Raw genomic sequence first — 24,841 nt, forward strand, 5'->3', positions numbered from 1 at the left:
TCCGGCCATGGACCTCGGCGCTGACCTTTCCTGGTTCGGCACGAGCCTGAAGATCTTCCTCATCGACATCCTGCTGAGCGGCGACAACGCTTTGCTCATCGCGCTCGCCTGCCGCAGCCTGCCGGCGGCGCAGGTGCGCAAGGCGGTGGTGCTCGGGGCGGCGGGGGCGGTCTTCTTCCGGCTGGTCATCGCGGCCCTCGCCGGCACGCTGATGGCCATCCCCCTGCTGAAGATCGGCGGCGGGCTGCTGCTGGCCGTCATCTCCATCAACCTCCTCGCGGGTGAATACCGGCGCCGGCACGAGGGTGACCGGGAGGTGGAGCTGGACCCCTCCCTGGGCCAGGGGGGCGGGCTGCTGGGGGCGGCGCTGGTCATCCTCATCGCCGACGCCATCATGAGCCTCGACAATGTGGTGGCCCTCGCCGCCGTCTCGGAGGGCCATCTCTCCTATCTGGTAGGTGGCGTGCTTCTGTCCGTGCCGCTCATCTTCTTCGGCAGCTTCGTGATGGCCGAGGCGATGAAGCACATCCCCGCCCTCACCTTCATCGGCACCGCCTTCCTCGGCTGGATCGCGGGCAGTCTCATCGTCAGCGATCCGCTCTGGTCCGGCTGGGTGGCGGCCAATGCGGAAGCGCTGTTCGTGCTGGTTCCGCCCGCCGCCGCCATCTTCGTGGTCGCCAACGCCCGCTTCACGGCGGATGCGCGCATGGCCGGCGACGGGAACAAGGCGCCGGCGCCGCCAAAGCGTGCGCGCCTTCTGCCGGCGCGCGCGGCGCCCGCGCCCGTCGCCGCGCCGGTGGCGGCCCCGGTCGCCGCCCCCTTGGCGATGGCCGTCTCCGCCCCCGCCGTGGCTGTGGCTGCCCCGGTGGCAATGGCAGTCGCCGTGGCCGAACCTGTCCGCTCCGCAGACCCCGTCATCGCCCCCGCCCCCGTCGCGCCGCGGCCACGTCCCGCCGCGCCGGTGCGGCGGCCCACCCAGAACCTGCCGCCGGCGCCCGATTATTCGGACAAGGTGATGATCTACGGGCTGATCGGGCTTTTCTGCCTCATCGCGGTGGTGATGATCAGCGTGCTCATCATGGCCCACGGGGTGGGCTGAAGCCCGGCTCTAATCCCGCCGCGCCCACGGCAGCACCACCGTCTCGCCCGCATGGGTGAGGCGCACGGTATCCACGCCGAAGGCGTCCGCCAGATGGGCGTCATCGAGCACGTCTCCGGGCGCGCCCTCGGCGAGGAGCCGGCCGTCCTTCATCAGCGCGAGGCGATCGCAGAAGCGGCCGGCCAGCGTCAGATCGTGCAGCACCGCCACCACCACGGCGCCGCGTCGGGCGGTGTCGCGCAGCAGCGTCATCACCTCCAGCTGGTGCAGCGGATCGAGCGCGGCCGAGGGCTCGTCGGCGAGGAGGATGGGCGCCTCCACCGCCAGCGCGCGGGCGAGCAGCACCCGCGCGCGCTCGCCGCCGGAGAGGGTATCGGCCGAGCGTTTGGCGAGCCCCTCCACCCCGGCCGCCGCCATGGCGCGCCGCGCGGCAGTATCCACCGCCGCTGCGCCGTGGGGCAGGCGCCCCAGAGCGACGACTTCCTCCACTGGCAATGGCCAATGGATGCGCCCGTCCTGAGGCAGGTAGGCGATGGTCCGGCCGAGCCCGCGCCGGCCGATTTCCGCGGCGCTGCGGCCGTCATAGAGCACATGGCCGAAGGCCGGCGCCTCAAGGCCGGCGAGCACGCGCATCAGGCTGGTCTTGCCGGCGCCGTTGGGGCCGAGGAGACCGAGGAAGGTGCCGCCCTCGACCTCCAGATCGAGAGCACGCACCAGCGTCGCGGCGCCCCGCGTGACAGTGACGGAACGGGCGGCGAGCCTCATGCCTCCCTCCCCCGTAGACGCGCGAGGAGGAACAGAAAGAAGGGCGCGCCGATGAGCGCCGTCACCACGCCGAGCTGAAGCTCCGGCCGGGTGGGGATGACCCGCACCACGATATCCGCGCCGAGGGTGAGCGCCGCGCCGGCCAGCCCGCTCGCGGCCAGAAGCCGGCCCGGCCGGTGGCGCACCAGCGGGCGCACCAGATGGGGCACCACGAGGCCGACGAAGCCGATGGCCCCCGCCACCGCCACGCTCGCCCCCACCGCCGCCGCGGTGCCGCCGATGACGAGGAGGCGCACCCGGCGCAGCGGGAAGCCGAGGCTCTCGGCTGCGTCCTCTCCCAATGTGAGGGCATCGAGCGCCGGTCCGGTGCGGAGCACCAGTACCCAGCCCACTGCCATGAAGGGCAACGCCAGCGCCACATGCACGAGGCTGCGGTCGGCCAGCGAGCCCATGAGCCAGAACACCAGCTCCAGCGCCGCATAGGGACTGGGCGCAAGATTCAGCGCCAGCGCGGTGAGCGCACCGGCGAGGCTCGACAAGGCGACGCCGGCGAGGATCAGCATCACCGTCCCCGCCCCCCGTGCTGCGAGGGCGAGGAGCACGGCGGTGGCCGCCGCCGCGCCCATCAAGCCGCCCAGCGGCAAAGCGAGCGCGAAGGAGGTCGAGAAGCCGAAATAGAAGGCAATCACCGCCCCCAGCGCCGCCGCCCCGGAGACGCCGACCACGCCGGGGTCGGCCAAAGGATTGCGCATCAGCCCCTGCAAGGCCGCCCCGGTCAGGCCGAGGCTGAAGCCCACCGCCGCACCGAGAATGGCGCGCGGCAGGCGCAGCTCGGACAGCACCAGCGCCGCGACGCTCGGCCGGCCGGCGAGGAGATCAGCAAAGGCACCGCGAAGGTCGAGCGGGGCATAGCCCACCGCCACCGAGGCGCAGAACAGCACCGCGACCAGAGGGCCGAGCCCAAGGACGACGCGCGAGGGCATCAGCGCGCCCCCTCGGCGGCGGCGTGATGCTTGGCGGGGTACCGCGCTGCTTGAGGCCCGGAGAGGCGCGCCCGCGCCGCCGCCAGCAGCGCCGCCGCCTCGGCGAGGTCCGGCCCGGCGCAGGTCCACAGCCGGAGCGGCAAGGCCAGCGTGCGGCCCCTGAAAGGCGCGAGCGCGGGGTGATGCAGCAACGCGTCCGCCAACGAGGGCGGCGCCGCCTCATCGGCATTCACCACCACGAGGTCGGGCTGGGCGCGCACGATCTCCTCCAGCGCCAATTGCCCCATCTTGTCGGTCGGCAGGCGGGCAGCGAGATTGGTGAGGCCGGCCTTCTCCATCAGTTCGTCGGCCAGCGAGCCGCGGCCCGTGGTGAAGCCGTTGGGGCGCAGCACCACGGCGGTCGGGCGCGGCCCCGCAACCGGCGGCACGCGCGCGAAGGCGGCCTGCATCTGCCCCACCATAGCCTCGCCCCGCTCCGGCACGCCGAGGCGCGCCGCCACCATGCGGATCTGGGCGTAGGCCTCTTCCAGCGTTTCGGGATCGGTCAGTTCCACCACCTCGAAGCCGAGGCGGCGCAGCATGGCGGTGGCGTTGCGGGCGGTGTAGGCGCCGGCCAGCACGAGATCCGGCTTCAGCGGCACCACCTCCTCCGCCAGCCCGCGATTGACGGGCACGCCGCGCGCGAGGTCCGCCACATTGGACGAGAGCGGGTCGCGGGCCAGATGGGTGACGGAGAGCACCTGCTCCGGATCGGCGAGGCGCAGGGCCAATTCGTCCGTGCACAGGTTCAAGGAGACGACGCGGGGCCGGGCGTGCGTCTCTTCCGCCCGCGCCGGGGCGCAGGCCAGAAGAGCCGCGAGCATCAGTCCGGCCGCCGCGCCTTTCACCGAACCCTCACCATGCGCGCCTCACCACGTGAGCTTCACCCCGCCATAGGCGCCGAAGCCGGGGGCGAGGAAGCCGTTGGGGTTTTCGTAGGTCTGGTTGAACAGATTGTCGATGCGCCCGAACACGGTGGTGGCGGCATTGAGCCGATAGTTCGCCGCCAGATTCACCACCGTGTAGCCGGGCTGGTCGATGTAGTTCGAGGTGAGGCGGACGATGTCCCACCAGGAGGACGCATAGACGAGGCTCGCCGCCAGATCGAGTTCGTCGGTCGGCCGCCAGCCCAGCGTCAGGCTCACCTTGTTGTTGGGCCGGCGCAGGGGATAGCAGGAGGTGACGTCGATGGGCGCGCAGGCGGCGCCGAAGGGCTGGCCGGGCGGCACATAGCCCACGACGTTGGTGTAGGTGTAGTCCACCCGCGCATCGATGCGGTCCGTCACCTTCACCGCCACGAACGCCTCCACGCCCTGCGACACGGCGCTGGAGATGTTGACGTTCTGGTACGTCACCGGATCGTAGCTGATGAGGTTGGTGATGTTGTTGTGGAAGTACGTCACCCCGAACAGCACGCGCTCGCCGAACGCCTTCTGCTCGAAGCCTGCATCCCAGCCCTCGCTCTCCTCCGGCTGGAGGCTCGCATTGCCGTAATAGGGTGCGTAGAGCTGGTAGAGGGTCGGCGCCTTGAAGCCGGTGCCGTAGCTCGCCTTCAGCTTGGTGCCCGTCTCGTCGAACAGCAGCGCCGGGGCGAGACGGAAGGTGGTGTGGTCGCCGAAGCTGTCGTCGGCGTCGTAGCGGATATTGGCGGCGAAGAAGAGCCGGTTCCAGAGGTTGCCCTGATACTCGGCATAGACGCCCGTGTCGCCGGTGGAGGCATCCACGTTCGTATAGGCGGTGGAGGAGGTCATGGCTTCATTCCGCCGCTCGGCGCCCACCAGCAGGTTCTGGCCCGGCGCCACCAGATAGTTGGAGCGGACATAATAGACCTGCCGGTCGCCGTCATAGGTGCCGTTCACGTCCGGATTCGGCCCGACGGTCGGGCTCGACGAGGTCATCTCGCTGGCGCCGAAGGTGGTGACGAGCGCGCCGTCCAGCGCGGTCCACACGCCCTCCCCCTTGGTGAAGAACATGCCCGTATAGGCCGTGGAGCGCAGCGCCGCCGGAAGGCCTTCATAGGTGGGCGGGGGATAAGTATCCGGCGTGAAGGCGAGGCTGGTGTCGATGTAGCGCGCGACGAAGTTCACCGCGAGCGTCTCGGTGGCCTGCCAGTCGAGCCGGGTGGAATAGGTCCAGTTGTCGTAGGCGTTGGGATTGCGCGGCCAGATCGGCGGGCCGACGGTCTGCGGCGTCACCGGAATGTCGGTGGAGGAGAAGTGCGTGACGTTGAACGAATAGGCGAGCTTTTCGGTGGAGCCGGTGAGGCTCGCATACTGGTTGAAGGTGCCGAGCGCGCCGCCCTCCACATAGGCCGACACTTTCGGCGGCCCCTCTCCCTTCTTGGTGGTGATGGAGATGACGCCGCCGATGGCATCCGAGCCATAAAGGCCGGACTGCGGGCCGCGCAGCACCTCCACCCGTTCGAGATCTGAGGCGAGCAGCTTGCCGAAATCGAAGGCGCCGTTGGTGGCGGCCGGATTGCCGGCGTCGATGCCGTCGATCAGCACCTTCACATGATTGGAATTGGTGCCCCGGATGAACACCGAGGTGGTGCCGCCCGGGCCGCCCGTCTGCACCACGTTGAGGCCGGGCAGGGATTGCAGCACGTCCGGCAGCGTGCGCTGCTGGTTGCGGGCGATGTCCTGCTCCGTGACGATGCTGACGGAACTCGCCACCTCGGTCTCGGGTGTGGGGATGCCGGTGGCGCTGACGACGATGGTGGGCAGATCGCCCGCATTCTGGTCGTCCGCCGTCTGGGCGAGGGCGGGCGGCACGCAGGCAAGCGGAACACAGGCAAGCGTGAGCAGGGCCGCAGCCCGCAGGGCGCGGCGGGATCGGGAGTGAACGGCGGACGGCATGAGGAAACTCGACGGCACGGGTGGTCCGTCACCGCGAACGAGGCATCCCGGCCGCGGCAGGCCGGAAAAACCGCCATCAGGAGAACCCCGCCCGACGTGCTCGCGCATGACCACGGCTGACGGCAGGTCTCCTGGCTCGCGGGTCATCGCCCTTGCTGCCGCCTTCCCAGGTCGTGCGACCCAGTGGCTGATGGCAGAGGACTCGCCACTTACAGTTGCGGGGGCAGCCACGGCATTTCCGGCAAGGCCGGAGCACCGCGTTCCCTTTTGATCCCTTGCGGGAACCGTCGGTCCGACCATAGGCGGCGGCCGGACCCCGCGTCAACGAATCCTTCGCAAGTGCGAAAGCCTGAGAGCAACTGCGGGAAGACCGCGCCGGACGGCGTATCGCCCGATCACATCTTGCTCATTGCTTCAAAAATGCGTGGTCCGAAATCACACGACATCCGTATCGGGAGGGTGTGGTTGCCTTCAAAAACGGCAGCAGCAAAGGCCGCACCCAACATTCCGCTAGGTTATGGTGGCGCGCCCCGCTCAATTCGCTTAAACGATTGAGAGCCGCCCCGCCAACGAGCGGGTGGGTACTACCAAAGTATAATAACCGAATAATCGGGAACACAGGGAGTAGAAGATGCGACTGAGGAGCATGGTCGCGGCTTTGGCCGCAGGCGTTGCCGTTTTCGGGCTTGCCGTTTCCGGCGCAGCTTACGCTGCCGACCCCATCAAGATCGGCCTCACCGGCCCCTTCACCGGCGGCTCGTCCTCCATGGGCGTCAGCATGCGCGATGGCGTGAAGCTCGCCGTGGAAGAGGTCAACAAGGCCGGCGGCGTGCTGGGCCGTCCCCTCCAGCTCGTCGAGCGTGACGACGAGGCGAAGAACGAGGTGGGCGTGCAGATCGCCCAGGAGCTCATCAACAAGGAGGGCGTGGTCGCCACCCTCGGCTACATCAACACCGGCGTCGCCCTCGCCTCCCAGCGCTTCTATCAGGAAGCCGAGATTCCGGTCATCAACAACGTGGCCACCGGCACCCTGATCTCCAAGCAGTTCGTGCCGCCGGACAACAAGAACAACTACATCTTCCGCACCTCCGCCAATGACGCCATCCAGAGCGCCATGATCGCCGACGAGGCGGTGAAGCGGCAGGGCTTCAAGAAGCCGGCCATCCTCGCCGATAGCACCAATTACGGCCAGCTCGGCCGCGCCGATCTGGTGAAGGCCCTCGCCACCATGGGCGTGAAGCCGGTCGCCGAAGAGAAGTTCAACATCGGCGACACCGACATGACCGCGCAGCTGCTGCGCGCCAAGGAAGCCGGCGCCGACGTGGTGCTGACCTACGCCATCGGCCCCGAGCTGGCGCAGATCGCCAACGGCATGGCCAAGCTCGGCTGGAAGGTGCCGATGATCGGCTCGTGGACGCTCTCCATGGCCAACTTCATCGACACCGCCGGTGCCAACGGCAATGGCGCGATGATGCCGCAGACCTTCATCCAGCTGCCCGACACCCCGAAGCGCAAGGCGTTCATCGAGGCCTACCAGGCCGCCTACAAGATCGACCGCATGCCCTCGCCGGTCTCGGCCGCGCAGGGCTATGACTCGGTGCTGCTGCTCGCCGCCGCCATCAAGCAGGCGGGCTCCACCGACGGCCGCAAGGTCCGCGAGGCGCTGGAAAACCTCAACACCAAGGTCGAAGGCGTCGTGACCGTCTACGACAAGCCCTTCTCCGCCACCGACCACGAGGCCATCACCTCGAACATCCCGGTGTTCGGCCTCGTCAAGGACGGCCGCGTGGTCGCCGCCCACCCCGAAGACATCGCCGGCGACAAGGCGGTGCGGGTGAAGACCAAGAACTGAGCCGAGGGCTCGGGTTCAGGGCTGGCTGCCCGACACATGGTCGCGTCATCCCCCGGCTTGTCCGGGGGATCCACCGGGTGACCGGGCGGGCTGCGACCTAACAAGGAGCTGGCCAGCGGCGAAGTGGATGCCCCGGACAAGCCGGGGCATGACGGCGCTGGGTAGGGTGTCGGTTCATAGCGCGCCCCACGGTTAGCCCCTCTCCGCCTCCCACACACCATTCGGATCGCCGCGCCAACGAGCGCGGCGGCCGGTTTGCCCGGAACCCTGCCCCGACGCGGGGGCCGCGCCCCCTTCCGGAGACCGTCATGAACATCCTGTCGCAGCTCATCGTGAGCGGCATCGCCGTGGGCATGATCTACGGCGTCATCGCCTTCAGCTACCAGCTCACCTTCGCCACCTCGAAAACCCTGAACTTCGGCCAGGGCGAGGCCCTGATGCTGGGGGCGCTGGTGGGCCTCACCACCATCAATTTCCTCATCGGCCAGGCGCTCGGCACGCTCTGGGCCTATTTGCTCATGCTGCCCATCGTGTTTGCCTTCGGCCTCGCGCAGGGCGCGGTGGTGGAATGGCTCGGCGTGCGGCAGGCGGTGAAGGCGAAGTCCGAAGCCGGCTGGATCATGGCGACCATCGCCCTCGGCATCATCTTCCGCAACCTCGCCGAGAACATCTGGGGCCGCGACGCGCTGCGCTTCCCCTCCCCGCTGCCCGAGGCTGCGCTCACCATCGGGCCGGTGCGCATCCAGCCCATGGAGATCGCCATCGTCATCGGCGCCCTCGCCATCATGCTGGCGGTGGAAATCTTCAACCGGCGGTCCATCTTCGGCAAGGCCGTGGTGGCCACCGCCAATGACCGCGACGCGGCGGGCCTGATGGGCATCGACACGCGGCGCGTCATCACCTTCTCCTACGCGCTCTCCTCCATGACCGCCGCCTTCGCCGGCGTGCTCATCGCCCCCGTCACCCTCACCGGCGCCACCATGGGCGCGGTGCTGGGGCTGAAGGCGTTCGCGGTGGCCATCATCGGCGGACTGTCGAGCGGCATGGGCGTCATCGTCGGCGGCCTGATCCTCGGCATCACCGAGACGCTCACCGGCTACTACATCTCCACCGGATACAAGGACGTGCCCGGCCTCGTCCTGCTGCTGCTGGTGCTCTCGCTGAAGCCCTCGGGCCTGTTCGGCCGCGCCACCATCAAGAAGGTCTGAGCCCCATGCTCGCGCGCCGCCTCCTCTCCTCCACGGGGTCGCTCCTCGGCCTCGCGGTGCTCGTCGTGCTGCCCTTCGTGGTGACGAGCCCCTATTATCTCCACCTGCTCGTCACCATCGCCATCTTCTCGATCCTGCTGCTCGGGCTCGATGTGGTGTTCGGCTATACGGGCGAGGTGTCCATCGGCCATGCCGCGCTGTTCGGCATCGGCGCCTACACGGCCGGCTGCCTCGCCATGCATTTCGGCATCGGCTTCTGGCCGGCGCTGCCCTTGGCCATCATCGTCGCGTCCGTGTTCGGCGTGGTGCTGGCGCTGCCGGCGCTGCGCGTCACCGGCCCCTATCTCGCCATGGTGACGCTCGCCTTCGGCACCATCGTGCAGATCCTCATCAACGAGATGACGGACCTCACCAACGGCCCCCTCGGCATCAAGCTGACGACGCCGCTCTTCATCGACCTGCGCTCGCTGGGCGACACCATTCCGCTGTTCGACATGTCGCTCAAGCGCATGAAGGAAGTGGAATATTATTACATCGCCGCCATCGCGCTGGTGCTGACGCTGATCATCATCAACCGCATCCTCGCCTCCCACCTCGGCCGGGCGTTCGAGGCGCTGCGCGACAGCCCCATCGCGTCGGACTGCATGGGCGTTTCGGTCTACAAGCACAAGGTGCTGGCCTTCGTTGTCTCCGCCGGCCTCGCCGGGCTCGCGGGGGCGCTGTTCGCCTATTCGGAGCAATATATCGCGCCGAACAATTTCGGCTTCGAGCTGTCGGTGCAGTTCCTGCTGGCGGTCACGGTGGGCGGGCGCAAGTCGCGGCTGGGGCCGATCCTGGGCGCGGTCATCATCGTGTTCCTGCCGAACCTGCTCTCCGACATCGAGCTGTTCCGCTACATCGCCGGCACCATCGCGCTGATTGCCGTCATCGCCGGCGCGCGGGCCTTCGTGAAGGATCCGGAAAATCGGGTGCGCAACGCCATCCCCGTGGTGCTGTGCCTCGCCTTCTTCCTCTTCTCGCTGCTGCTGCAGAAGATCACGGACTACAAGCTCGCCGTCTTCGGCGTGATGATCCTGTTCGTGGTCTATTACCTACCGGAGGGCATCGTCGGCTTCCTCAAGCGCGCCGCCGCCCAGCTCTGGCCGAGCCTCGTGCAGGCCCACGCGGTGATCCACGCCGACACCCACGGCAAGGCGGTCACCGCCTCGCACGAAGGCCATTCCGGCGTGCTGCTCCACGTGGACAATGTGGTGATGCAGTTCGGCGGCCTGAGGGCGCTGGATCAGGTGTCCATCGAGGTGAAGCCCGGCACCATCCACGGCCTCATCGGGCCGAACGGCTCGGGCAAGAGCACCATGATGAACGTGCTCACCGGCATCTATGTGCCCACCGCCGGCGCCGTCCGGTTCAAGGGGCAGGCGATGACCGGCAAGACCTCCTCCGACATCGCCGGGGAGGGCATCGCGCGCACCTTCCAGAACGTCCAGCTCTTCGCCGAGCTGACGCTGATCGAGAACGTGCTGGTGGGCCTCCACCACACCTATCAGGCGACCTTCGCCGAGGTGGCGCTGGGCCTGCCGCGCATAAGGCGGGAGGAGAAGGCGGCGCGCGAGCGGGCCATGAGCCTCCTCCACTTCGTCGGCCTCGCGGACCTCGCCAACGAGGAGGCGCGCAACCTGCCCTACGGCAAGCAGCGCCTCCTGGAGATCGCCCGCGCGCTGGCGCTCGATCCCGCATTGCTGCTGCTCGACGAGCCCGCCGCCGGCCTCACCGCGCCTGATATCAAGCACCTCGTCGAGATCATCAAGAAGGTGCGCCACGCGGGGCTCACCATCGTGCTCATCGAGCATCACATGGATGTGGTGATGGGCCTGTGCGACACGGTGACGGTGCTGGATTTCGGCCAGAAGATCGCCGAGGGCAAGCCGGCCGAGGTGCAGGCCAACGAGCGCGTCATCGAGGCCTATCTCGGCGGCGCCGCCGCTGCGGCGGAATGAGGAGATCGCCATGCTCGAAGTGAACGATCTCGTCGCTGGCTACGGCAAGGTGAAGGTGCTGCACGGCCTCTCCCTCAAGGTGGAGGAAGGCCGGCTGGTTACTCTCATCGGCTCCAACGGCGCCGGCAAGACCACCACGCTGCGCGCCATCTCCGGCATGATCGTGCCGGAATCGGGCACGGTCCGCCTTGGCGGGGAAGACCTCACCGGCCAGCCCTCCTTCAAGATCACCAAGAAGGGCCTCGCCCACTCGCCGGAAGGGCGGCGGGTGTTCCCCACCCAGAGCGTGAAGGACAACCTTCTGCTCGGCGCCTTCCCCCGCCTCACCGGGGCGCGGGAGCGCGGCGACGTGGAGGGCGACCTCGACCGCATGTTCACCCTCTTCCCGCGCCTCGCCGAGCGCCGCGCCCAGCTTGCCGGCACCCTCTCCGGCGGCGAACAGCAGATGCTCGCCATGGCCCGCGCGCTGATGCTGAACCCGCGCGTGCTGCTTCTGGACGAGCCCTCCATGGGCCTCGCCCCGCGGCTCGTGGCGGAGGTTTTCGCCACCATCGCGCGGCTCAAGGAGCAGAAGATCACCATGCTGCTGGTGGAGCAGTTCGCCGCCGCCGCGCTGGAGGTGGCCGACTTCGGCTATGTGCTGGAAAACGGTCGCGTCGCCGCCAAGGGCCCGGCCGAAGCCCTGCGCAACGACGCCGCCGTGCGCGCCGCCTATCTCGGCCACGCGCACTGAGATCGTTGGGCCACATCGCCCTGTAACGGCAATTATCCCTACCTCGGTAGCGTTCCGGGTGCCATGAAGCTAGGCTTTGGCATCCGGGGCGCGGCGGGCTGCCGCCCGGGCCGGGAACGGGGATGGGGATGCGACGACTGTTGGCGGCGGCTCTGGTGGTGCTGGCTTGTGGCGGCGCGGCGCACGCGTCCGACATCAAGGTCACAGGCGTGTCCGTGAACGGGGTCAACGCGGCCCTGCTGATGCCGCCCAAGCCCCATGGCGCCGTCGTGCTGCTGGCCGGCAGCGATGGCCGCATCGGGGTCGGCGCGGATGGCAGTATCGCCCGTGGCGGCAACCAGCTGGTGCGCACCCGCAACGCCTATGCCGCGCGCGGCCTCGCAGTGCTGGTGCCCGAGGGGGATGTGAACGTGGCGGCGGCTGTCGAGATGATGGCGCACTACGGCCCCGTCACCCTCATCGCCACCAGCCGGGGCACCCAGCGGGCCGCCCGTGGCATCGCGGCGGGCGCGCGTCCCGCACGGCTGGTGCTGACCTCTGGATTCCTCAGTGATGCCTCCGGCGACCGCGAGAACGTGGCGAACATCCTCGGATCGCCGGCCGCCCTGCCCCCAACCCTCGTCATCGAGCATCGGCAGGACGGCTGCAAGCGCACCCTTCCCGCGGGCGTCGAGCCCTTCCTGGCCTGGGCGAAGGGCAAGGCGCGCGCAGTGTGGCTGGACGGCGGCCAGAGCGAGGGGAACCCCTGCGAAGCCATGGCCTACCACGGCTTCAACGGCATCGACGGCGACGTCGTGGCTGCGGCGGCCGCGTTCGCGCGGTAGGGTCGCGCTCCTTCCGGCGTGCCCGACCCACTTATATGAGATGGCATGAGGGGCCCCCCAATGGGGGCCCTTTTGTGTGTCCGGAAGCGCTCCGGCCTCGCGCTTTTCTTTATGCGATTTTTATTCTGGCCCCGAGCGGCCCGTCTCGAATCTTTATGCGCAAGGTGACACCTTTCCCTCGCTGAGCGGCGCCGGGTGAAAGCTCCCATGCGCTGCGGCCGACCGCGACGCAGGTCTTCCCGCGTCTTCGCGGCCCGACACCTTTAGAGGCTCAGGTCTCATGCTCGACATTCTGATACTCGCCCTGGCGGCGGGGCTTTTCGCCCTGGCCATCGGCTACGGCTACGCCTGCGAGCGGCTCTAGCGCCGGCCGAATACAGGCCGCACTCGCCGCCGTATCGAAGGAAAACTCCATGACCCTCGATTTTGCTCTGGGAGGCCTCATCACGCTGGGCCTCCTTTTCTACCTCACCCTCGCGCTGCTGAAGCCCGAGCGGTTCTGAGGAGGCCCCGATGACCCTCAATGGCTGGATCCAGATCGCCCTGTTCTGCGCGATCATCCTTGCGCTCACCCCGCTGCTTGGCGGCTACATGACCCGCGTGTTCGCGGGCGAGCGCACCTTCCTCTCCCCCGCGCTGCGCCCGGTGGAAGGCGCGCTCTATGCCCTCGCCGGCGTGGATGCGAAGCGCGAGCAGACGTGGCTCGGCTACACCCTCGCCATGCTGGTGTTCCATGTCGCCGGCTTCCTCATGCTCTATGCGATCCTGCGCCTGCAGGACCTGCTGCCGTTCAACCCGCAGGAGATGGCGGGGATGCCGCCGGACCTGTCGCTGAACACGGCCATCAGCTTTCTCACCAACACCAACTGGCAGAACTACGGCGGCGAGAGCACGCTCTCCTATCTCGCGCAGATGCTGGGGCTGACCCACCAGAACTTCCTCTCCGCCGCCACCGGCATCGCGCTGGCGGTGGCGCTGATCCGCGGGTTCTCCCGCGCGTCGGCGCAGACGGTGGGGAATTTCTGGGTGGATGTCACCCGCTGCACCCTCTACGTGCTGCTGCCGCTCTGCATCCCCTACACCCTGTTCCTGGTGTGGCAGGGCATCCCGCAGACGCTCGGGCCCTATGTGGATGCGACCACGCTGGAAGGCGCGAAGCAGACCATCGCGGTCGGTCCCGTGGCCTCGCAGGTGGCCATCAAGATGCTCGGCACCAATGGCGGCGGCTTCTTCAACGCCAATGCCGCCCACCCGTTCGAGAACCCTACGGCGCTGTCAAACTTCGTGCAGATGCTCTCCATCTTCGCGCTGGGCGCCGGCCTCACCAACGTGTTCGGCCGCATGGTGGGCGACGTGCGCAAGGGCTGGGCGATCCTCGCCGCCATGGGCGTCATCTTCGTCGCCGGCGTCGCCGTCACCTACTGGGCCGAGGCATCAGGCACGCCCGGGCTGAACGCGCTGGGGCTGTCGGGCGGTAACATGGAAGGCAAGGAGCTGCGCTTCGGCATCGTCGCCTCGGCCCTGTTCGCCGTCATCACCACCGCCGCCTCGTGCGGCGCGGTGAATGCCATGCACGACAGCTTCACGGCGCTCGGCGGCATGATCCCGCTCATCAACATGGAGCTGGGCGAGATCATCGTCGGCGGCGTGGGGGCGGGGCTCTACGGCATGCTGCTGTTCGTGGTGGTCGCCATGTTCGTGGCCGGCCTCATGGTGGGCCGCACGCCCGAATATGCCGGCAAGAAGATCGAGGCCAAGGAAGTGAAGATGGCCATGCTCGCCATCCTCGTCCTGCCCCTGATGATGCTGGGCTGGACCGCGGTCGCGACCGTGCTGCCGGGAACGGTCGCGGCCATCAGCAATCCCGGCCCGCATGGCTTCTCCGAGATCCTCTACGCCTTCACCTCGGCGACGGCGAACAACGGCTCGGCCTTCGCTGGCCTCTCCGGCAACACGCCCTTCTACAACGTGACGCTCGCCGTCTCCATGTTCATCGGCCGCTTCATGATGATCGTGCCGGCCATGGCGCTGGCGGGATCGCTGGCGGCGAAGAAGACCGTGCCGGCCTCGGCGGGCACCTTCCCCACCCATGGCGGGCTGTTCGTCGGGCTGCTGGTGGGCGTCATCCTCATCGTCGGCGGCCTCACCTTCTTCCCGGCGCTCGCGCTCGGGCCGATCGTGGAGCACCTCGCGGCGGTGACCGGCCAGACCTTCGGGGGCTGAGATGGCACGCCGCGCCCCATCCGCGCGGGCTCCCGCCCTGCGCACCTCCGAACTCATCCTCCTTTTGACCCTCGCCGCCTTCGTCCTCGTCGCCGCCGTCCAGATGGTGGCGCTCGTTGTCGGCAAACCCTGATTTCCGGGAGCCATCCATGGCCAAGCCCCGTTCCAGCAGCATCCTCGACCCGGCCATCCTGGTGCCGGCCATCGGCGCATCGTTCAGGAAGCTCGATCCGCGCGCGATGGTGAAGAACCCCGTGATGTTCGTGGTGGAGGTGGTCGCCCTCCTCACCACAATCCTCTTCGTCCGCGATCTCGCGACGGGCGGGAGCGGCCTCGGCTTCTCCTTCCAGATCATCCTGTGGCTGTGGTTCACCGTGCTGTTCGCCAATTTCGCGGAAGCGGTGGCGGAAGGGCGCGGCAAGGCGCAGGCGGATTCCCTCCGCCGCACCCGCACGCAGACGCAGGCGAAGCTCCTCACCGGCACCGGCAGTGACTGGCAGGAAGTGCCCGGCACCTCGCTGAAGGTGGGCGACGTGGTGCTGGTGGAGGCGGGCGACGTCATCCCATCCGACGGCGAGGTGGTGGAAGGCGTCGCCTCGGTCAACGAGGCCGCCATAACAGGCGAGAGCGCCCCGGTGATCCGCGAGAGCGGCGGCGACCGCTCGGCCGTCACCGGCGGCACCACGGTCATCTCCGACCACATCAAGGTGCGCATCACGGCGGCGGCGGGCTCCACCTTCCTCGACCGCATGATCCACCTGGTGGAGGGCGCCGAACGGCAGAAGACGCCGAACGAGATCGCCCTCAACATCCTGCTCGCGGGCATGACGCTGATCTTCGTCTTCGCCACCGCCTCCATCCCGAGCTTCGCCGCCTATGCGGGGGGCACCATCTCCGTGGTCGTGCTGGTGGCGCTGTTCGTGACGCTGATCCCCACCACCATCGGCGCGCTGCTCTCGGCCATCGGCATCGCCGGCATGGACCGCCTGGTGCGCTTCAACGTGCTCGCCATGTCCGGCCGCGCGGTGGAGGCGGCGGGCGACGTGGACACGCTGCTCCTCGACAAGACCGGCACCATCACGCTGGGCAACCGGCAGGCGGCAGAGTTCCGCCCCGTGCGCGGGGTGACCGCGCAGGAGCTGGCGGACGCGGCGCAGCTCGCCTCGCTCGCCGACGAGACGCCGGAGGGGCGCTCCATCGTGGTGCTGGCGAAGGAGAAATACGCCATCCGCGGCCGCGACATGGCCACCCTCAACGCCCATTTCGTGCCCTTCACCGCCCAGACCCGCATGAGCGGCGTGGACGTGGACGGCTCGGTGATCCGCAAGGGCGCGGTGGATGCCATCCTGAAGGATCTCCAGGCGTCCGGCGCGGGCGCACGCCCCCTCTCGCCGGAGACGCTGCGCGAGGTGCAGGCCATCGCCGAGGAGATCGGCAAGGCCGGCGGCACCCCGCTCGCCGTCGCCCGCGACGGCAAGGTGCTGGGCGTCATCTACCTGAAGGACATCGTGAAGGGCGGCATCCGCGAGCGCTTCGCCGAATTGCGCCGCATGGGCATCCGCACGGTGATGATCACCGGCGACAACCCGCTCACCGCCGCCGCCATCGCCGCCGAGGCCGGCGTGGACGACTTCCTCGCCGAGGCCACCCCCGAGGCGAAGCTGAAGCTCATCCGCGACGAACAGGCCAAGGGCAAGCTCGTCGCCATGTGCGGCGACGGCACCAACGACGCCCCGGCCCTCGCCCAGGCGGATGTAGGCGTCGCCATGAACACCGGCACGGTGGCCGCCCGCGAGGCCGGCAACATGGTGGACCTCGACAGCGACCCCACCAAGCTCATCGAGATCGTGGAGATCGGCAAGGCGCTGCTGATGACGCGCGGCTCGCTCACCACCTTCTCCATCGCCAATGACGTGGCGAAGTACTTCGCCATCATCCCGGCCATGTTCGTGGCCTTCTACCCGCAGCTCGGCGCGCTGAACGTGATGGGCCTCGCCTCGCCGCAGAGCGCCATCCTCTCGGCCATCATCTTCAACGCCCTCATCATCATCGCCCTCATTCCGCTGGCGCTGAAGGGCGTCACCTTCCGGCCCATCGGCGCGGCGGCGCTGCTCCAGCGGAACCTGCTCGTCTATGGCCTCGGCGGGATCGTGGTGCCGTTCGCCGGCATCAAGATCATCGACGTGGCCGTCACCGCCTTGCACCTCGTCTGAGGAGAGCCTGTCATGCTCAATACCTTGCGTCCCGCCTTCGTGCTCCTCGTGCTGCTGACGGGGATCACCGGCCTCGCCTACCCCCTCGCCATGACCGGCGCCGCGCAGGTGCTGTTTCCGGTTGAGGCCAATGGAAGCCTTATCGAGAAGAACGGCACCGTGGTCGGCTCCGCCCTCATCGGGCAGACCTTCTCGTCCGACCGCTATTTCCACGGGCGGCCCTCCGCCACCACCGGCGCCGACCCGGCGGATACCTCGAAGACCGTTCCCCAGCCCTACAACGCCGCCAATTCCATGGGCTCGAACCTCGGCCCCACCAACCCCGCCCTGTTCGAGCGGGTGAAAGGCGACATGGCGGCGCTGAAGGCCGAGAATCCCGCCGCGGGGGTGCCGGTGGATCTCGTCACCACCTCCGCCTCGGGGCTCGACCCGGACATCTCGCCGGAGGCCGCCTTGTTCCAGGTGCCGCGCATCGCCAGGGCGCGCGGCGTCAATGAGGACGTGCTGCGCCGGCTGGTGGCGCACGAGACCGACGCGCCCACCTTCGGCCTCCTCGGCGAGCCGAGGGTCAACGTGCTCGCCCTCAATCTCGCGCTGGACCGCTTCGCCGGCGCAAAATAGAACAGGCGGGACCGGAGCGGCCCGGCCGGGAGACGGCAATGCCCGAAGAGCGCGAGAGCGACAACCGCCCCTCGCCGGACGCCCTCCTGAAGGAGGCGCAGCGGGAGAGCCGCGGCCAGCTGAAGATCTTCCTCGGCGCCGCCCCCGGCGTCGGGAAGACCTACGAGATGCTCGCCTCGGGCCGCACCCGCCGGAACGACGGCGCCGACGTGGTGATCGGCGTCGTGGAGACCCACGGCCGCAGGGAAACGCAGGCGCTGGTGGAGGGCTTCGAGATCGTCCCCCGCCGCAAGGCCCCGTACAAGGGCCGGATGCTGGAGGAGATGGACCTCGACGCCATCCTCGCCCGCAAGCCCGACCTCGTGCTGGTGGACGAGCTGGCCCACACCAACGCCCCCGACAGCCGCCACGCCAAGCGCTACATGGACGTGGAGGAACTGCTCGCCGCCGGCATCGACGTCTATTCCACGCTGAACATCCAGCATGTGGAGAGCCTGAACGACGTGGTGGCGCAGATCACCCGCATCCGCGTGCGCGAGACGGTGCCCGACGCCATCATCGACCGCGCCGACGAGATCGAGGTGATCGACATCACCCCATCCGATCTCATCCAGCGCCTGCACGACGGCAAGGTCTATGTGCCCGACACCGCCCGGCGCGCGGTGGACAATTATTTCTCCCCCGGCAACCTCACCGCCTTGCGCGAGCTGGCCCTGCGCCGCACCGCCCAGCGGGTGGACGAGCAATTGCTCAGCCACATGCGCGCCCATGCCATCTCCGGCCCCTGGGCGGCGGGCGAGCGGGTGCTGGTCTGCATCAGCGAGGACAAGCGCTGCGCGGCACTGGTGCGCTATTCCAAGCGCCTCGCCGACCGCCTGCGCGCGCCGTGGGTGGCGCTCTATGTGGAGACCCAGCGCAGCTTCCAGCTCGGCGACACGGAGCGTGACCGCATCGCCGAGGTGCTGCGCCTCGCCGAGCGGCTGGGGGCGGAGGCCGTCACCGTGCCCGGCGGCGCGCACATCGCCGACGATGTGCTGGCCTATGCGCGGTCCGCCAACGTCACCCAGATCGTCATCGGCAAGTCCGACCGCTCCCGCTGGTTCGAGATCCTGCACGGCTCGGTGGTGCACGACCTCGTGCGCCGCTCCGGCAACATCTCGGTGCATGTGATCGCCGGCGATGCCGGGCAGCCGGCCGCAGGGGACGCGCGCCCCGCGGCGCCCGTGCCGGTGCGGCGGGAGGTGCGGGCCTATGCCGAGGGCGCGCTGCTCGTCGCCGCCGCGACCCTCGTCGGCCTCGCTCTGCAACGGCTGCTGGGGCTGCAGAATGTCGCCCTCGTCTTCCTCACCGCCGTGCTGGTGAGTGCCGTGCGCTCAGGCCTGTGGCCGGCGCTGGCGACCTCGGTCGCCGCCATGCTGGCGTTCAATTTCTTCTTCATCCCGCCGCTCTACACCTTCACCATCGCCGATCCGGAGAACGTGATCGCGCTGTTCTTCTTCCTGGTGGTGGCGGCCATCGCCAGCAATCTGACGGCGCGGGTGCGCGGGCAGGCGCTGGCCGCGCGGGCGCGGGCGAAGACCACGGAAGACCTCTATCTCTTCTCCAAGAAGCTCGCGAGCGCGGTGAGCCTCGACGATTTGCTCTGGGCCACCGCCTTCCAGATCGCCTCCATGCTGAAGGTGCGCGTGGTGATGCTGCTGCCGGAGGATGGCGCGCTGACCGTGAAGGCGGGCTATCCGCCGGAGGACGCCATCGACGCGGCGGATCTTGCCGCCGCCAACTGGACCTATGAGAACAACCGCCCTGCCGGCCGCGGCGCCGATACGCTGCCCGGCGCACGCCGCCTGTTCCTGCCTATGCACACGGGGCGCGGGGCGGTGGGCGTGGTGGGCATCGACAAGGACAAGGAGGGCTCGCCCCTCTCGCCCGAGGAACGCCGCCTGCTCGACGCCCTCGCCGATCAGGCGGCCCTCGCGGTGGAGCGGGCGAACCTCGTCTCCGACGTGGAGAAGGCACGGCTGGACGCCGAGACCGACCGGCTGCGTTCCGCCCTCCTCACTTCCATCTCGCATGATCTCAAGACGCCGCTCGCCTCCATCCTCGGCGCGGCAGGCACGCTGAAGAGCTTCGCCGCCGCCCTCAGCGAGGACCAGCGCGGCGAGATGCTGGCCACCATCGAGGAGGAGGCGCTGCGGCTCAACCGCTTCATCGCCAATCTCCTCGACATGACGCGGCTGGAATCCGGCGCCATCGTGCCCAATGCCATGCCCAACGACCTCGCCGAGATCGTCGGCAGCGCCATGCGGCGCGCGGCTTCCATCCTCAAGGACCACCGGGTGGAGATCGACCTTGTGCCGGACCTGCCCATGGTGAGCGTCGATCCGGTGCTGTTCGAGCAGGCGCTGTTCAACCTCCTCGACAATGCCGCGAAATACGCACCCGCCGGCTCCCTCGTCTCCCTCCACGGCTGGGCCGAGACCGGACATGTGACGCTGCAGGTGCTGGACGAGGGGCCGGGCATTCCGGTGGAGGACGTGGACAAGGTGTTCGACAAGTTCTTCCGCGCCCGCAAGCAGGATCAGGTGCGGGCGGGCACCGGCCTCGGCCTTGCCATCTGCCACGGCTTCATCGAGGCCATGGGCGGCACCATCGCGGTGGCCAACCGGGCCGATCGTGCCGGCGCCGTCTTCACCATTGCCGTGCCCGCGCAGGCGCTCGCCCCCCTGCTGGAGGCGGCGCCATGAGCACACCGGTGAAGCTCCTGGTGGTGGATGACGAGCCGGCCATCCGCCGCCTGCTCGCCACCGGCCTGCCAACCCAGGGCTACGGCGTGGAGAGCGCCGCCACCGGTGCCGAAGCGCTGGCGATGATGGCCGCGGGCGCGCCCGATCTCGTCATCCTCGACCTCGGCCTGCCCGACATTCCCGGCCGCGACCTGCTGCGCCGCTGGCGCGAGGCGGGTGTGACCTGCCCCATCATCATCCTCTCCAGCCGCACCGACGAGCCCGGCATCGTGGAAGCGCTGGAGGCGGGGGCGGACGATTACGTCACCAAGCCCTTCGGCATGAACGAGCTGGTGGCCCGCATCCGCGTCGCCTTGCGCCACCGCCTCCAGCAGCAGGGCGAGAAGCCGCTCTTCGTGGTGGGCGACCTCTCGGTGGATCTGGTGCGGCGGATCGTGAAGGTGAAGGACCGGGAGGTGAAGCTCTCGCCCAAGGAATACGCGATATTGCGCGTTCTGGTGCAGCACGCGGGCAAGGTCCTGACTCACCATTACCTGCTCTCGCAGGTGTGGGGCGGCAGCCAGGACCTGCAATATCTGCGCGTCTATGTCCGCCAGCTCCGGCAGAAGCTGGAGGACAATCCCGAAAAGCCCCGCTACATCCGCACCGAAACCGGCGTCGGCTATCGCCTCGCCGAGCCGGAGTGAGCGCCGCCGGCTAAAGCTGCGGGTCGCTCATGCCCAGCAGCGCCGCGAGGAAGACGGCGACGAGCGCCAGCGCCACTTCCAGCCGGCTGTTCGCTGCGATGCGGGCAAGGTCCGCGCCCCGTGCGTCCGAGCGGGCGAGGCGCAGAGCGATATGCCGGTTGCGCAAGGCGAGGCAGACGAGGCCGGCGAACACCGTCGCCTTCAGCAAAACGATGCGCCCGTAGATCGTCCCCGGCAGCGCGGCCGCCGTCTCGATATGCAGGATCGCGGCGAGCCCGCCGCCGAGGCCCACCATCAGCACCGCCCCGATGCCGACGCCGGAGAAGCGCCGCAGCACGGCGCCCGGCGCCTTGCCCGCGTCGTCCGGCGCCCTGGCCCATTGGTCCAGCAATACGACCAGCGGCAGGAGCCCGCCGATCCACACGGCCGCGCCCACACCATGGACCGCATGGACCGCCACCAGCACCACCGCCCGCACGCCTTCGGCGGCGCCGGGATGGCCGAGGAGGCTTTCGCTCGCCATCAGCACCGCCCCCGCCCCGGCTATCGCCGCCAGCCTTCTGCGTCCGCGCAGGGCGAGGCAGGCGAGCACGGCCAGGACGAGCACGACAAGGCGGAAGGTCATGGCCCGGCCGAAGCCGGTCCCCAGCAGGAAGCCGGAGACGAGGCTTGGGTCGGCGAGGCTCGCCGGCGTGCCGGTGATGTCCACCAGCGCCGCCCCCGCCCAGATGAGGGCGGAGACGAGCGCGACCGGCAGCGCACGGAATACTTTCCGCTCGGCCGCCCGCGACGCCACGGCACCCGCCGCCCCGGTCCACGCCGGCACGGCATAAAAAGCGAACAGCGGCGCGCCGAGCAGCGCCAGCCCCGCCGCGAAGTGGGCAAACCGCGCGCCGAGGATGACGGGAAACACGTCCACTATTTGCCGACCTGGAAGCCGAAGCTGCCCTCGGTCTTGTGGGTGTCCACGGAGACGATCTTCCACTGCACCTTGTAGGCGCCGGCCGGCAGCGACTGCCCCAGCTTCAGCACCAGCGCCTTGGGATCGGAGCCATCCGCAGTCGCGCCCGAGGCGACGGCCGAGCCGTCCGCCCGCGTCACGACGATGGAGGAAAAGCGGGGCTCCACCGCCTCGCTGAAGACGAGGCGGATCTCGCTGGGGCCCGCCGTGACGGTGGTGCCGACGCCCGGCACCGCCTTTTCCAGATGGGCGTGGGCGAAGGCGGCGGTGGCCGACAGGAGGCCGAGGGCCGCCGCGGCGGCGAAGGTTGCGATGCGCTTCATGATGGGTCTCGCGAAAAGGGGATCTCAGGGAAAGAGGGGCTTGCCGATGCCGTTCGGGAAGATGTCGTCCAGGAAGAAGTGCAACTGGCCAATCACACCCACATGGCTGCCGCTCTGGACATTGATGGGGATCAGCGCCTCAAGGCCCACCTGCACCGCCCCGTTGGACCAGATGACGCCGGGACTGATGGTGCCCGTAGTGATGCGCGCGCCGTCGCCGATGTTGGAGACCGGCGACTGGAAGCTCGCTTCGATGATGGGCGTGAGCTGCTTGATGAAGTCCGGCTGGCCGGTCATCTCGCGCACGTTCTGATTGAGGTAGGGCAGGCTGTATTGCAGCGACAGGCCCCAGGTGACCACGCGCGGGTTGGATTCAAAGGTAAGCGGGTCTGTGAGCTGGGTGGGCAGGCCATATCCCAGCTGGCCGGTGATGGCGAAGGGCCGGAGCAGGGCGAGGCTGTCCGGCAGGTCGCCGAATCCCTTGCCGAAATAGAGGTTGGGAGACACGGTGGTGTAGGTGTCCACCACCTTGGAATTGCCGGTGCCGCCCCACTCGATGCTGAGGCCCACCGAGAAGATGAATTCGTGCTCCGCATTGTTGAGGAGCATCGCCTTCAGCGTCGTCTCGATGTTGTCGAAGCCCGAATGGCCGGGGCTGTTCTGCAGCCAGCCGCTGCCGATGGAGACGCCCAGCCACGGGGTGATGGTCTTGGCATATTCGAACGAATAGCCGGTGCCGCTGACCCCGTCGCCATCCTTCAGATATTGCACGGTGGGCAGCGCGAGTTCGTCGGCCACGGCCGGATCGTCGAAGGTGAGCGTCGCCGGGAACACGCGGTCGCCCGCGATGCCATGGGCGCTTGCGGACGGCGGATGCGCAGCAAGGAGAAGGCCGGTCAGCGCGCAAAGGCTGACGGCCCCGTGAAGCCTGGTCATGAAACAATCCTCGTGAGAAACCGAAGGCGCGGGCGAGCGCGCGGGTTCAGGCAGCCGTGACGGCGTTCACGAGGAAGGGCGGTGCGCGCGGCGGCGGCCCGCGCTTGAAGGGAAGCTGTATGGCGAGCTGCGCGGCGGGAAGATCCGCACGCGCGAGGTGAAATCCGCCCGCCGCGCCGAGCGCGACGGCAACAGGCGGCGGCGCCAGCATGCCGTCCGCGCAGGGACAGGCGATGCAGTCCGCGCAACAGGGATGCGACGGGGATTGATCGGGAGCGGAAGGGCCGGCCTGCCCGCTCTCGTGCTCGCACAGGACGCCGGCGGCAACCAGCCCCTCGACCTGCACCGCATTCCACCTGAGGCCGGCGGCATTGCCCGCCTGCACGAAGGCGGCGATGCCGTTGACCAGCAGCAGCATGGCGAAGAGTAGGCGCAGGATGACGGGCAGGCGCGGCACGACCGCAAGGCGCAAACCCGCGTGCGCGCGTCCGGTATTTCCGGCCGCACCTCTCCGCGCCTTGCTACCTCCCCCGCCCCCCATCCGAGCTTGATCCCGTACTGCGTGTGTTCGTTTCCGAAGGTCGCAAGACTACCAGCGATGACGAGCACGGCGCAACCAACGTCCCCTTTCGTCTTGCGACAACCGGTAAAATACCAGAGAAAAATTGGGAATACCGTCGGGTAAAACTACGTTATTCCCGCGCCACGCAACTTCAGCGCGCAGACACCTCGCCCTAACCTCCGAAAAAGACCCGTTCAGCTGTACCCCGCAGCAGCCAATCGCGCTGCTTGTCGTCCAGCATGGGGCTTCGGAGTACGAAATCGTAGGTGGCGGCGAAGGCGAAGGCGGTGGCCAGCGTGTTCGGCGGATCGCGCTCCAGCACCGGCATGTCGCTGCCCCACATCAGCCGCTCCGGCCCGAACGCGGCGAGTAGCGCGAGGAACTGCGGAATGACCCGGACGTAAGGTGGCTTGTCAAACTTGTTCAAGCCGGAAATCTTCACCGTCACATTCGGGAATTGGGCGAGGTCCACAAGCCGGCCGAGCTGGACCTCGTCGCCCGGCATCACATGCGCCATGTGGTCGAGGCAGACCGACGTTTTCGGGTAGCGCTGGCACAACTCGGCCATGTCCAGCAGCGCATCGTCGCTCATGTCGGGACTGTCGCGCAGGAGCGGGCAAATCACCAGATTTTCCGCCGCCGCGATGGACCAGAGGGCATGCATGACTGGCGAGGTCAGCCAGCGCTCCGTGTTCACGCCGCGCAGGCGGAAGCCCTTCACGCCCCGCGCCTTTGCCTCGGCCATGTGATCGATCGCGTCGGGCCGGCTGTCGTCCACCGCGCCCACCACGGCGAAAGTGCCGGGGTGAGCTGCTGCGGCATCGGTGAGATAGCTGCTGTCGAAGCCGAAATAGCCGATGTGCTGGACCAGCACCACGCGCGAGACCCCGATCTGCGCCTCCCGGCCGAGCAGGGTCTCGATGCTGTAGTCCGTCGGATCGCGGTCCTTCGCCGTCTGGCCGCGCACCATGGGATAGCGCGCGATGTCCCCGCCCCAGCTGTGGCTGTGTGCATCGATGAGGCCGCCGGGCGCCGCCTTCGCTGGTGCGCCCATGCCGCCGGCCACCGCCAGCGCCGCCGCGCCCTTCAGCAGGCTGCGGCGAGCGATGCCACCCGCCGCTCGCGTCCCCACCCGGCCGCCAACGTCCGTCATCGCCCGCTCCCTGCGCCATGGCCGCGCCCTAGATGGGCACGGCGCCCCTGCCCTGGCAAGC

Annotated in this window: 22 protein-coding genes and 1 riboswitch; of the genes, 13 read left to right on the top strand and 9 right to left on the bottom strand. The window is 68.7% G+C overall.

The features are described 5' to 3' along the window. The first annotated feature begins 7 nt into the window (after positions 1 to 7). A complete protein-coding gene (locus ACT535_RS06010) occupies positions 8 to 1,099 on the top strand; it encodes a YjbE family putative metal transport protein (RefSeq protein WP_476363670.1) in 1,092 nt (363 codons plus the stop codon). Positions 1,100 to 1,108: 9 nt separating this feature from the next. Here ACT535_RS06010 and ACT535_RS06015 read toward each other — a convergent pair whose 3' ends face one another. From ACT535_RS06015 to ACT535_RS06030, 4 genes are read right to left on the bottom strand one after another with little or no spacing between them, the layout of a single operon-like run. Beyond that, a complete protein-coding gene (locus tag ACT535_RS06015) occupies positions 1,109 to 1,864 on the bottom strand; it encodes an ABC transporter ATP-binding protein (protein WP_476363671.1) in 756 nt (251 codons plus the stop codon). Next, a complete protein-coding gene (locus ACT535_RS06020) occupies positions 1,861 to 2,847 on the bottom strand; it encodes a FecCD family ABC transporter permease (protein WP_476363672.1) in 987 nt (328 codons plus the stop codon). The genes ACT535_RS06015 and ACT535_RS06020 overlap by 4 nt, the downstream gene beginning before the upstream one ends. After that, positions 2,847 to 3,710, bottom strand: coding sequence for an ABC transporter substrate-binding protein (locus ACT535_RS06025; protein WP_476363673.1), 864 nt, complete (start codon positions 3,708 to 3,710; stop codon positions 2,847 to 2,849). The genes ACT535_RS06020 and ACT535_RS06025 overlap by 1 nt, the downstream gene beginning before the upstream one ends. Positions 3,711 to 3,755: 45 nt before the next feature. Then, positions 3,756 to 5,744 carry a TonB-dependent receptor plug domain-containing protein gene (locus ACT535_RS06030; protein ID WP_476363674.1) on the bottom strand — a complete coding sequence of 663 codons (1,989 nt, stop codon included), beginning with the start codon at positions 5,742 to 5,744 and terminating at the stop codon, positions 3,756 to 3,758. Between the two features lie 104 nt (positions 5,745 to 5,848). Next, positions 5,849 to 6,048, bottom strand: a riboswitch (cobalamin riboswitch). Positions 6,049 to 6,375: 327 nt separating this feature from the next. Between ACT535_RS06030 and ACT535_RS06035 the strand changes: the two genes are divergently transcribed. From ACT535_RS06035 to ACT535_RS06090, 12 genes are all read left to right on the top strand, one after another. After that, positions 6,376 to 7,596 carry an ABC transporter substrate-binding protein gene (locus ACT535_RS06035; RefSeq protein WP_476363675.1) on the top strand — a complete coding sequence of 407 codons (1,221 nt, stop codon included), beginning with the start codon at positions 6,376 to 6,378 and terminating at the stop codon, positions 7,594 to 7,596. Between the two features lie 308 nt (positions 7,597 to 7,904). Further along, a complete protein-coding gene (locus ACT535_RS06040; protein WP_168460822.1) occupies positions 7,905 to 8,804 on the top strand; it encodes a branched-chain amino acid ABC transporter permease in 900 nt (299 codons plus the stop codon). A gap of 5 nt (positions 8,805 to 8,809) precedes the next feature. Next, positions 8,810 to 10,801 carry a branched-chain amino acid ABC transporter ATP-binding protein/permease gene (locus ACT535_RS06045; protein WP_476363676.1) on the top strand — a complete coding sequence of 664 codons (1,992 nt, stop codon included), beginning with the start codon at positions 8,810 to 8,812 and terminating at the stop codon, positions 10,799 to 10,801. A gap of 10 nt (positions 10,802 to 10,811) precedes the next feature. Continuing rightward, positions 10,812 to 11,534 carry an ABC transporter ATP-binding protein gene (locus tag ACT535_RS06050; RefSeq protein WP_168460825.1) on the top strand — a complete coding sequence of 241 codons (723 nt, stop codon included), beginning with the start codon at positions 10,812 to 10,814 and terminating at the stop codon, positions 11,532 to 11,534. Between the two features lie 128 nt (positions 11,535 to 11,662). Continuing rightward, positions 11,663 to 12,358 (top strand): alpha/beta hydrolase, encoded by a 696-nt coding sequence (locus tag ACT535_RS06055; RefSeq protein WP_476363677.1) that lies wholly within the window; start codon positions 11,663 to 11,665, stop codon positions 12,356 to 12,358. Positions 12,359 to 12,771: 413 nt separating this feature from the next. Then, positions 12,772 to 12,861 carry a K(+)-transporting ATPase subunit F gene (locus ACT535_RS06060; protein ID WP_394028108.1) on the top strand — a complete coding sequence of 30 codons (90 nt, stop codon included), beginning with the start codon at positions 12,772 to 12,774 and terminating at the stop codon, positions 12,859 to 12,861. A gap of 10 nt (positions 12,862 to 12,871) precedes the next feature. Then, positions 12,872 to 14,581: a potassium-transporting ATPase subunit KdpA gene (gene kdpA, locus ACT535_RS06065; protein ID WP_476363678.1), complete on the top strand. Its 1,710-nt coding sequence runs from the start codon at positions 12,872 to 12,874 to the stop codon at positions 14,579 to 14,581. A gap of 1 nt (position 14,582) precedes the next feature. Next, entirely contained in the window at positions 14,583 to 14,714 is a 132-nt protein-coding gene (locus ACT535_RS06070) for a hypothetical protein (RefSeq protein WP_476363679.1), read from the top strand. Positions 14,715 to 14,730: 16 nt separating this feature from the next. Further along, positions 14,731 to 16,794 (top strand): potassium-transporting ATPase subunit KdpB, encoded by a 2,064-nt coding sequence (gene kdpB, locus ACT535_RS06075; protein WP_476363680.1) that lies wholly within the window; start codon positions 14,731 to 14,733, stop codon positions 16,792 to 16,794. 12 nt (positions 16,795 to 16,806) lie between these two features. Further along, the gene (locus ACT535_RS06080; protein ID WP_476363681.1) at positions 16,807 to 17,415 is read left to right on the top strand and encodes a K(+)-transporting ATPase subunit C; all 609 of its coding nucleotides are present in this window, start codon (positions 16,807 to 16,809) and stop codon (positions 17,413 to 17,415) included. A gap of 38 nt (positions 17,416 to 17,453) precedes the next feature. Then, on the top strand, positions 17,454 to 20,159 hold the full coding sequence (locus ACT535_RS06085) for a DUF4118 domain-containing protein (RefSeq protein WP_476363682.1): 2,706 nt from the start codon (positions 17,454 to 17,456) through the stop codon (positions 20,157 to 20,159). Next, positions 20,156 to 20,845, top strand: a complete 690-nt coding sequence (locus ACT535_RS06090) for a response regulator transcription factor (protein WP_476363683.1) — start codon at positions 20,156 to 20,158, stop codon at positions 20,843 to 20,845. The genes ACT535_RS06085 and ACT535_RS06090 overlap by 4 nt, the downstream gene beginning before the upstream one ends. 10 nt (positions 20,846 to 20,855) lie before the next feature. Here ACT535_RS06090 and ACT535_RS06095 read toward each other — a convergent pair whose 3' ends face one another. The 5 genes from ACT535_RS06095 to ACT535_RS06115 all read right to left on the bottom strand — a co-directional run bounded on the left by ACT535_RS06095 (position 20,856) and on the right by ACT535_RS06115 (position 24,780). Beyond that, positions 20,856 to 21,764: a CopD family protein gene (locus ACT535_RS06095; RefSeq protein WP_476363684.1), complete on the bottom strand. Its 909-nt coding sequence runs from the start codon at positions 21,762 to 21,764 to the stop codon at positions 20,856 to 20,858. Beyond that, positions 21,764 to 22,129, bottom strand: a complete 366-nt coding sequence (copC, locus tag ACT535_RS06100; protein ID WP_476363685.1) for a copper homeostasis periplasmic binding protein CopC — start codon at positions 22,127 to 22,129, stop codon at positions 21,764 to 21,766. The genes ACT535_RS06095 and copC overlap by 1 nt, the downstream gene beginning before the upstream one ends. 24 nt (positions 22,130 to 22,153) lie before the next feature. Then, complete coding sequence (locus ACT535_RS06105) at positions 22,154 to 23,065, bottom strand: hypothetical protein (RefSeq protein WP_476323295.1); 912 nt, start codon at positions 23,063 to 23,065, stop codon at positions 22,154 to 22,156. A 46-nt stretch (positions 23,066 to 23,111) separates the two neighbouring features. Then, positions 23,112 to 23,537 (bottom strand): hypothetical protein, encoded by a 426-nt coding sequence (locus ACT535_RS06110; protein ID WP_476363686.1) that lies wholly within the window; start codon positions 23,535 to 23,537, stop codon positions 23,112 to 23,114. Positions 23,538 to 23,799: 262 nt separating this feature from the next. Further along, positions 23,800 to 24,780 (bottom strand): amidohydrolase family protein, encoded by a 981-nt coding sequence (locus tag ACT535_RS06115; RefSeq protein ID WP_476363687.1) that lies wholly within the window; start codon positions 24,778 to 24,780, stop codon positions 23,800 to 23,802. Between the last annotated feature and the right edge of the window lie 61 nt (positions 24,781 to 24,841).

Source organism: Xanthobacter sp. DMC12 (assembly GCF_056314105.1).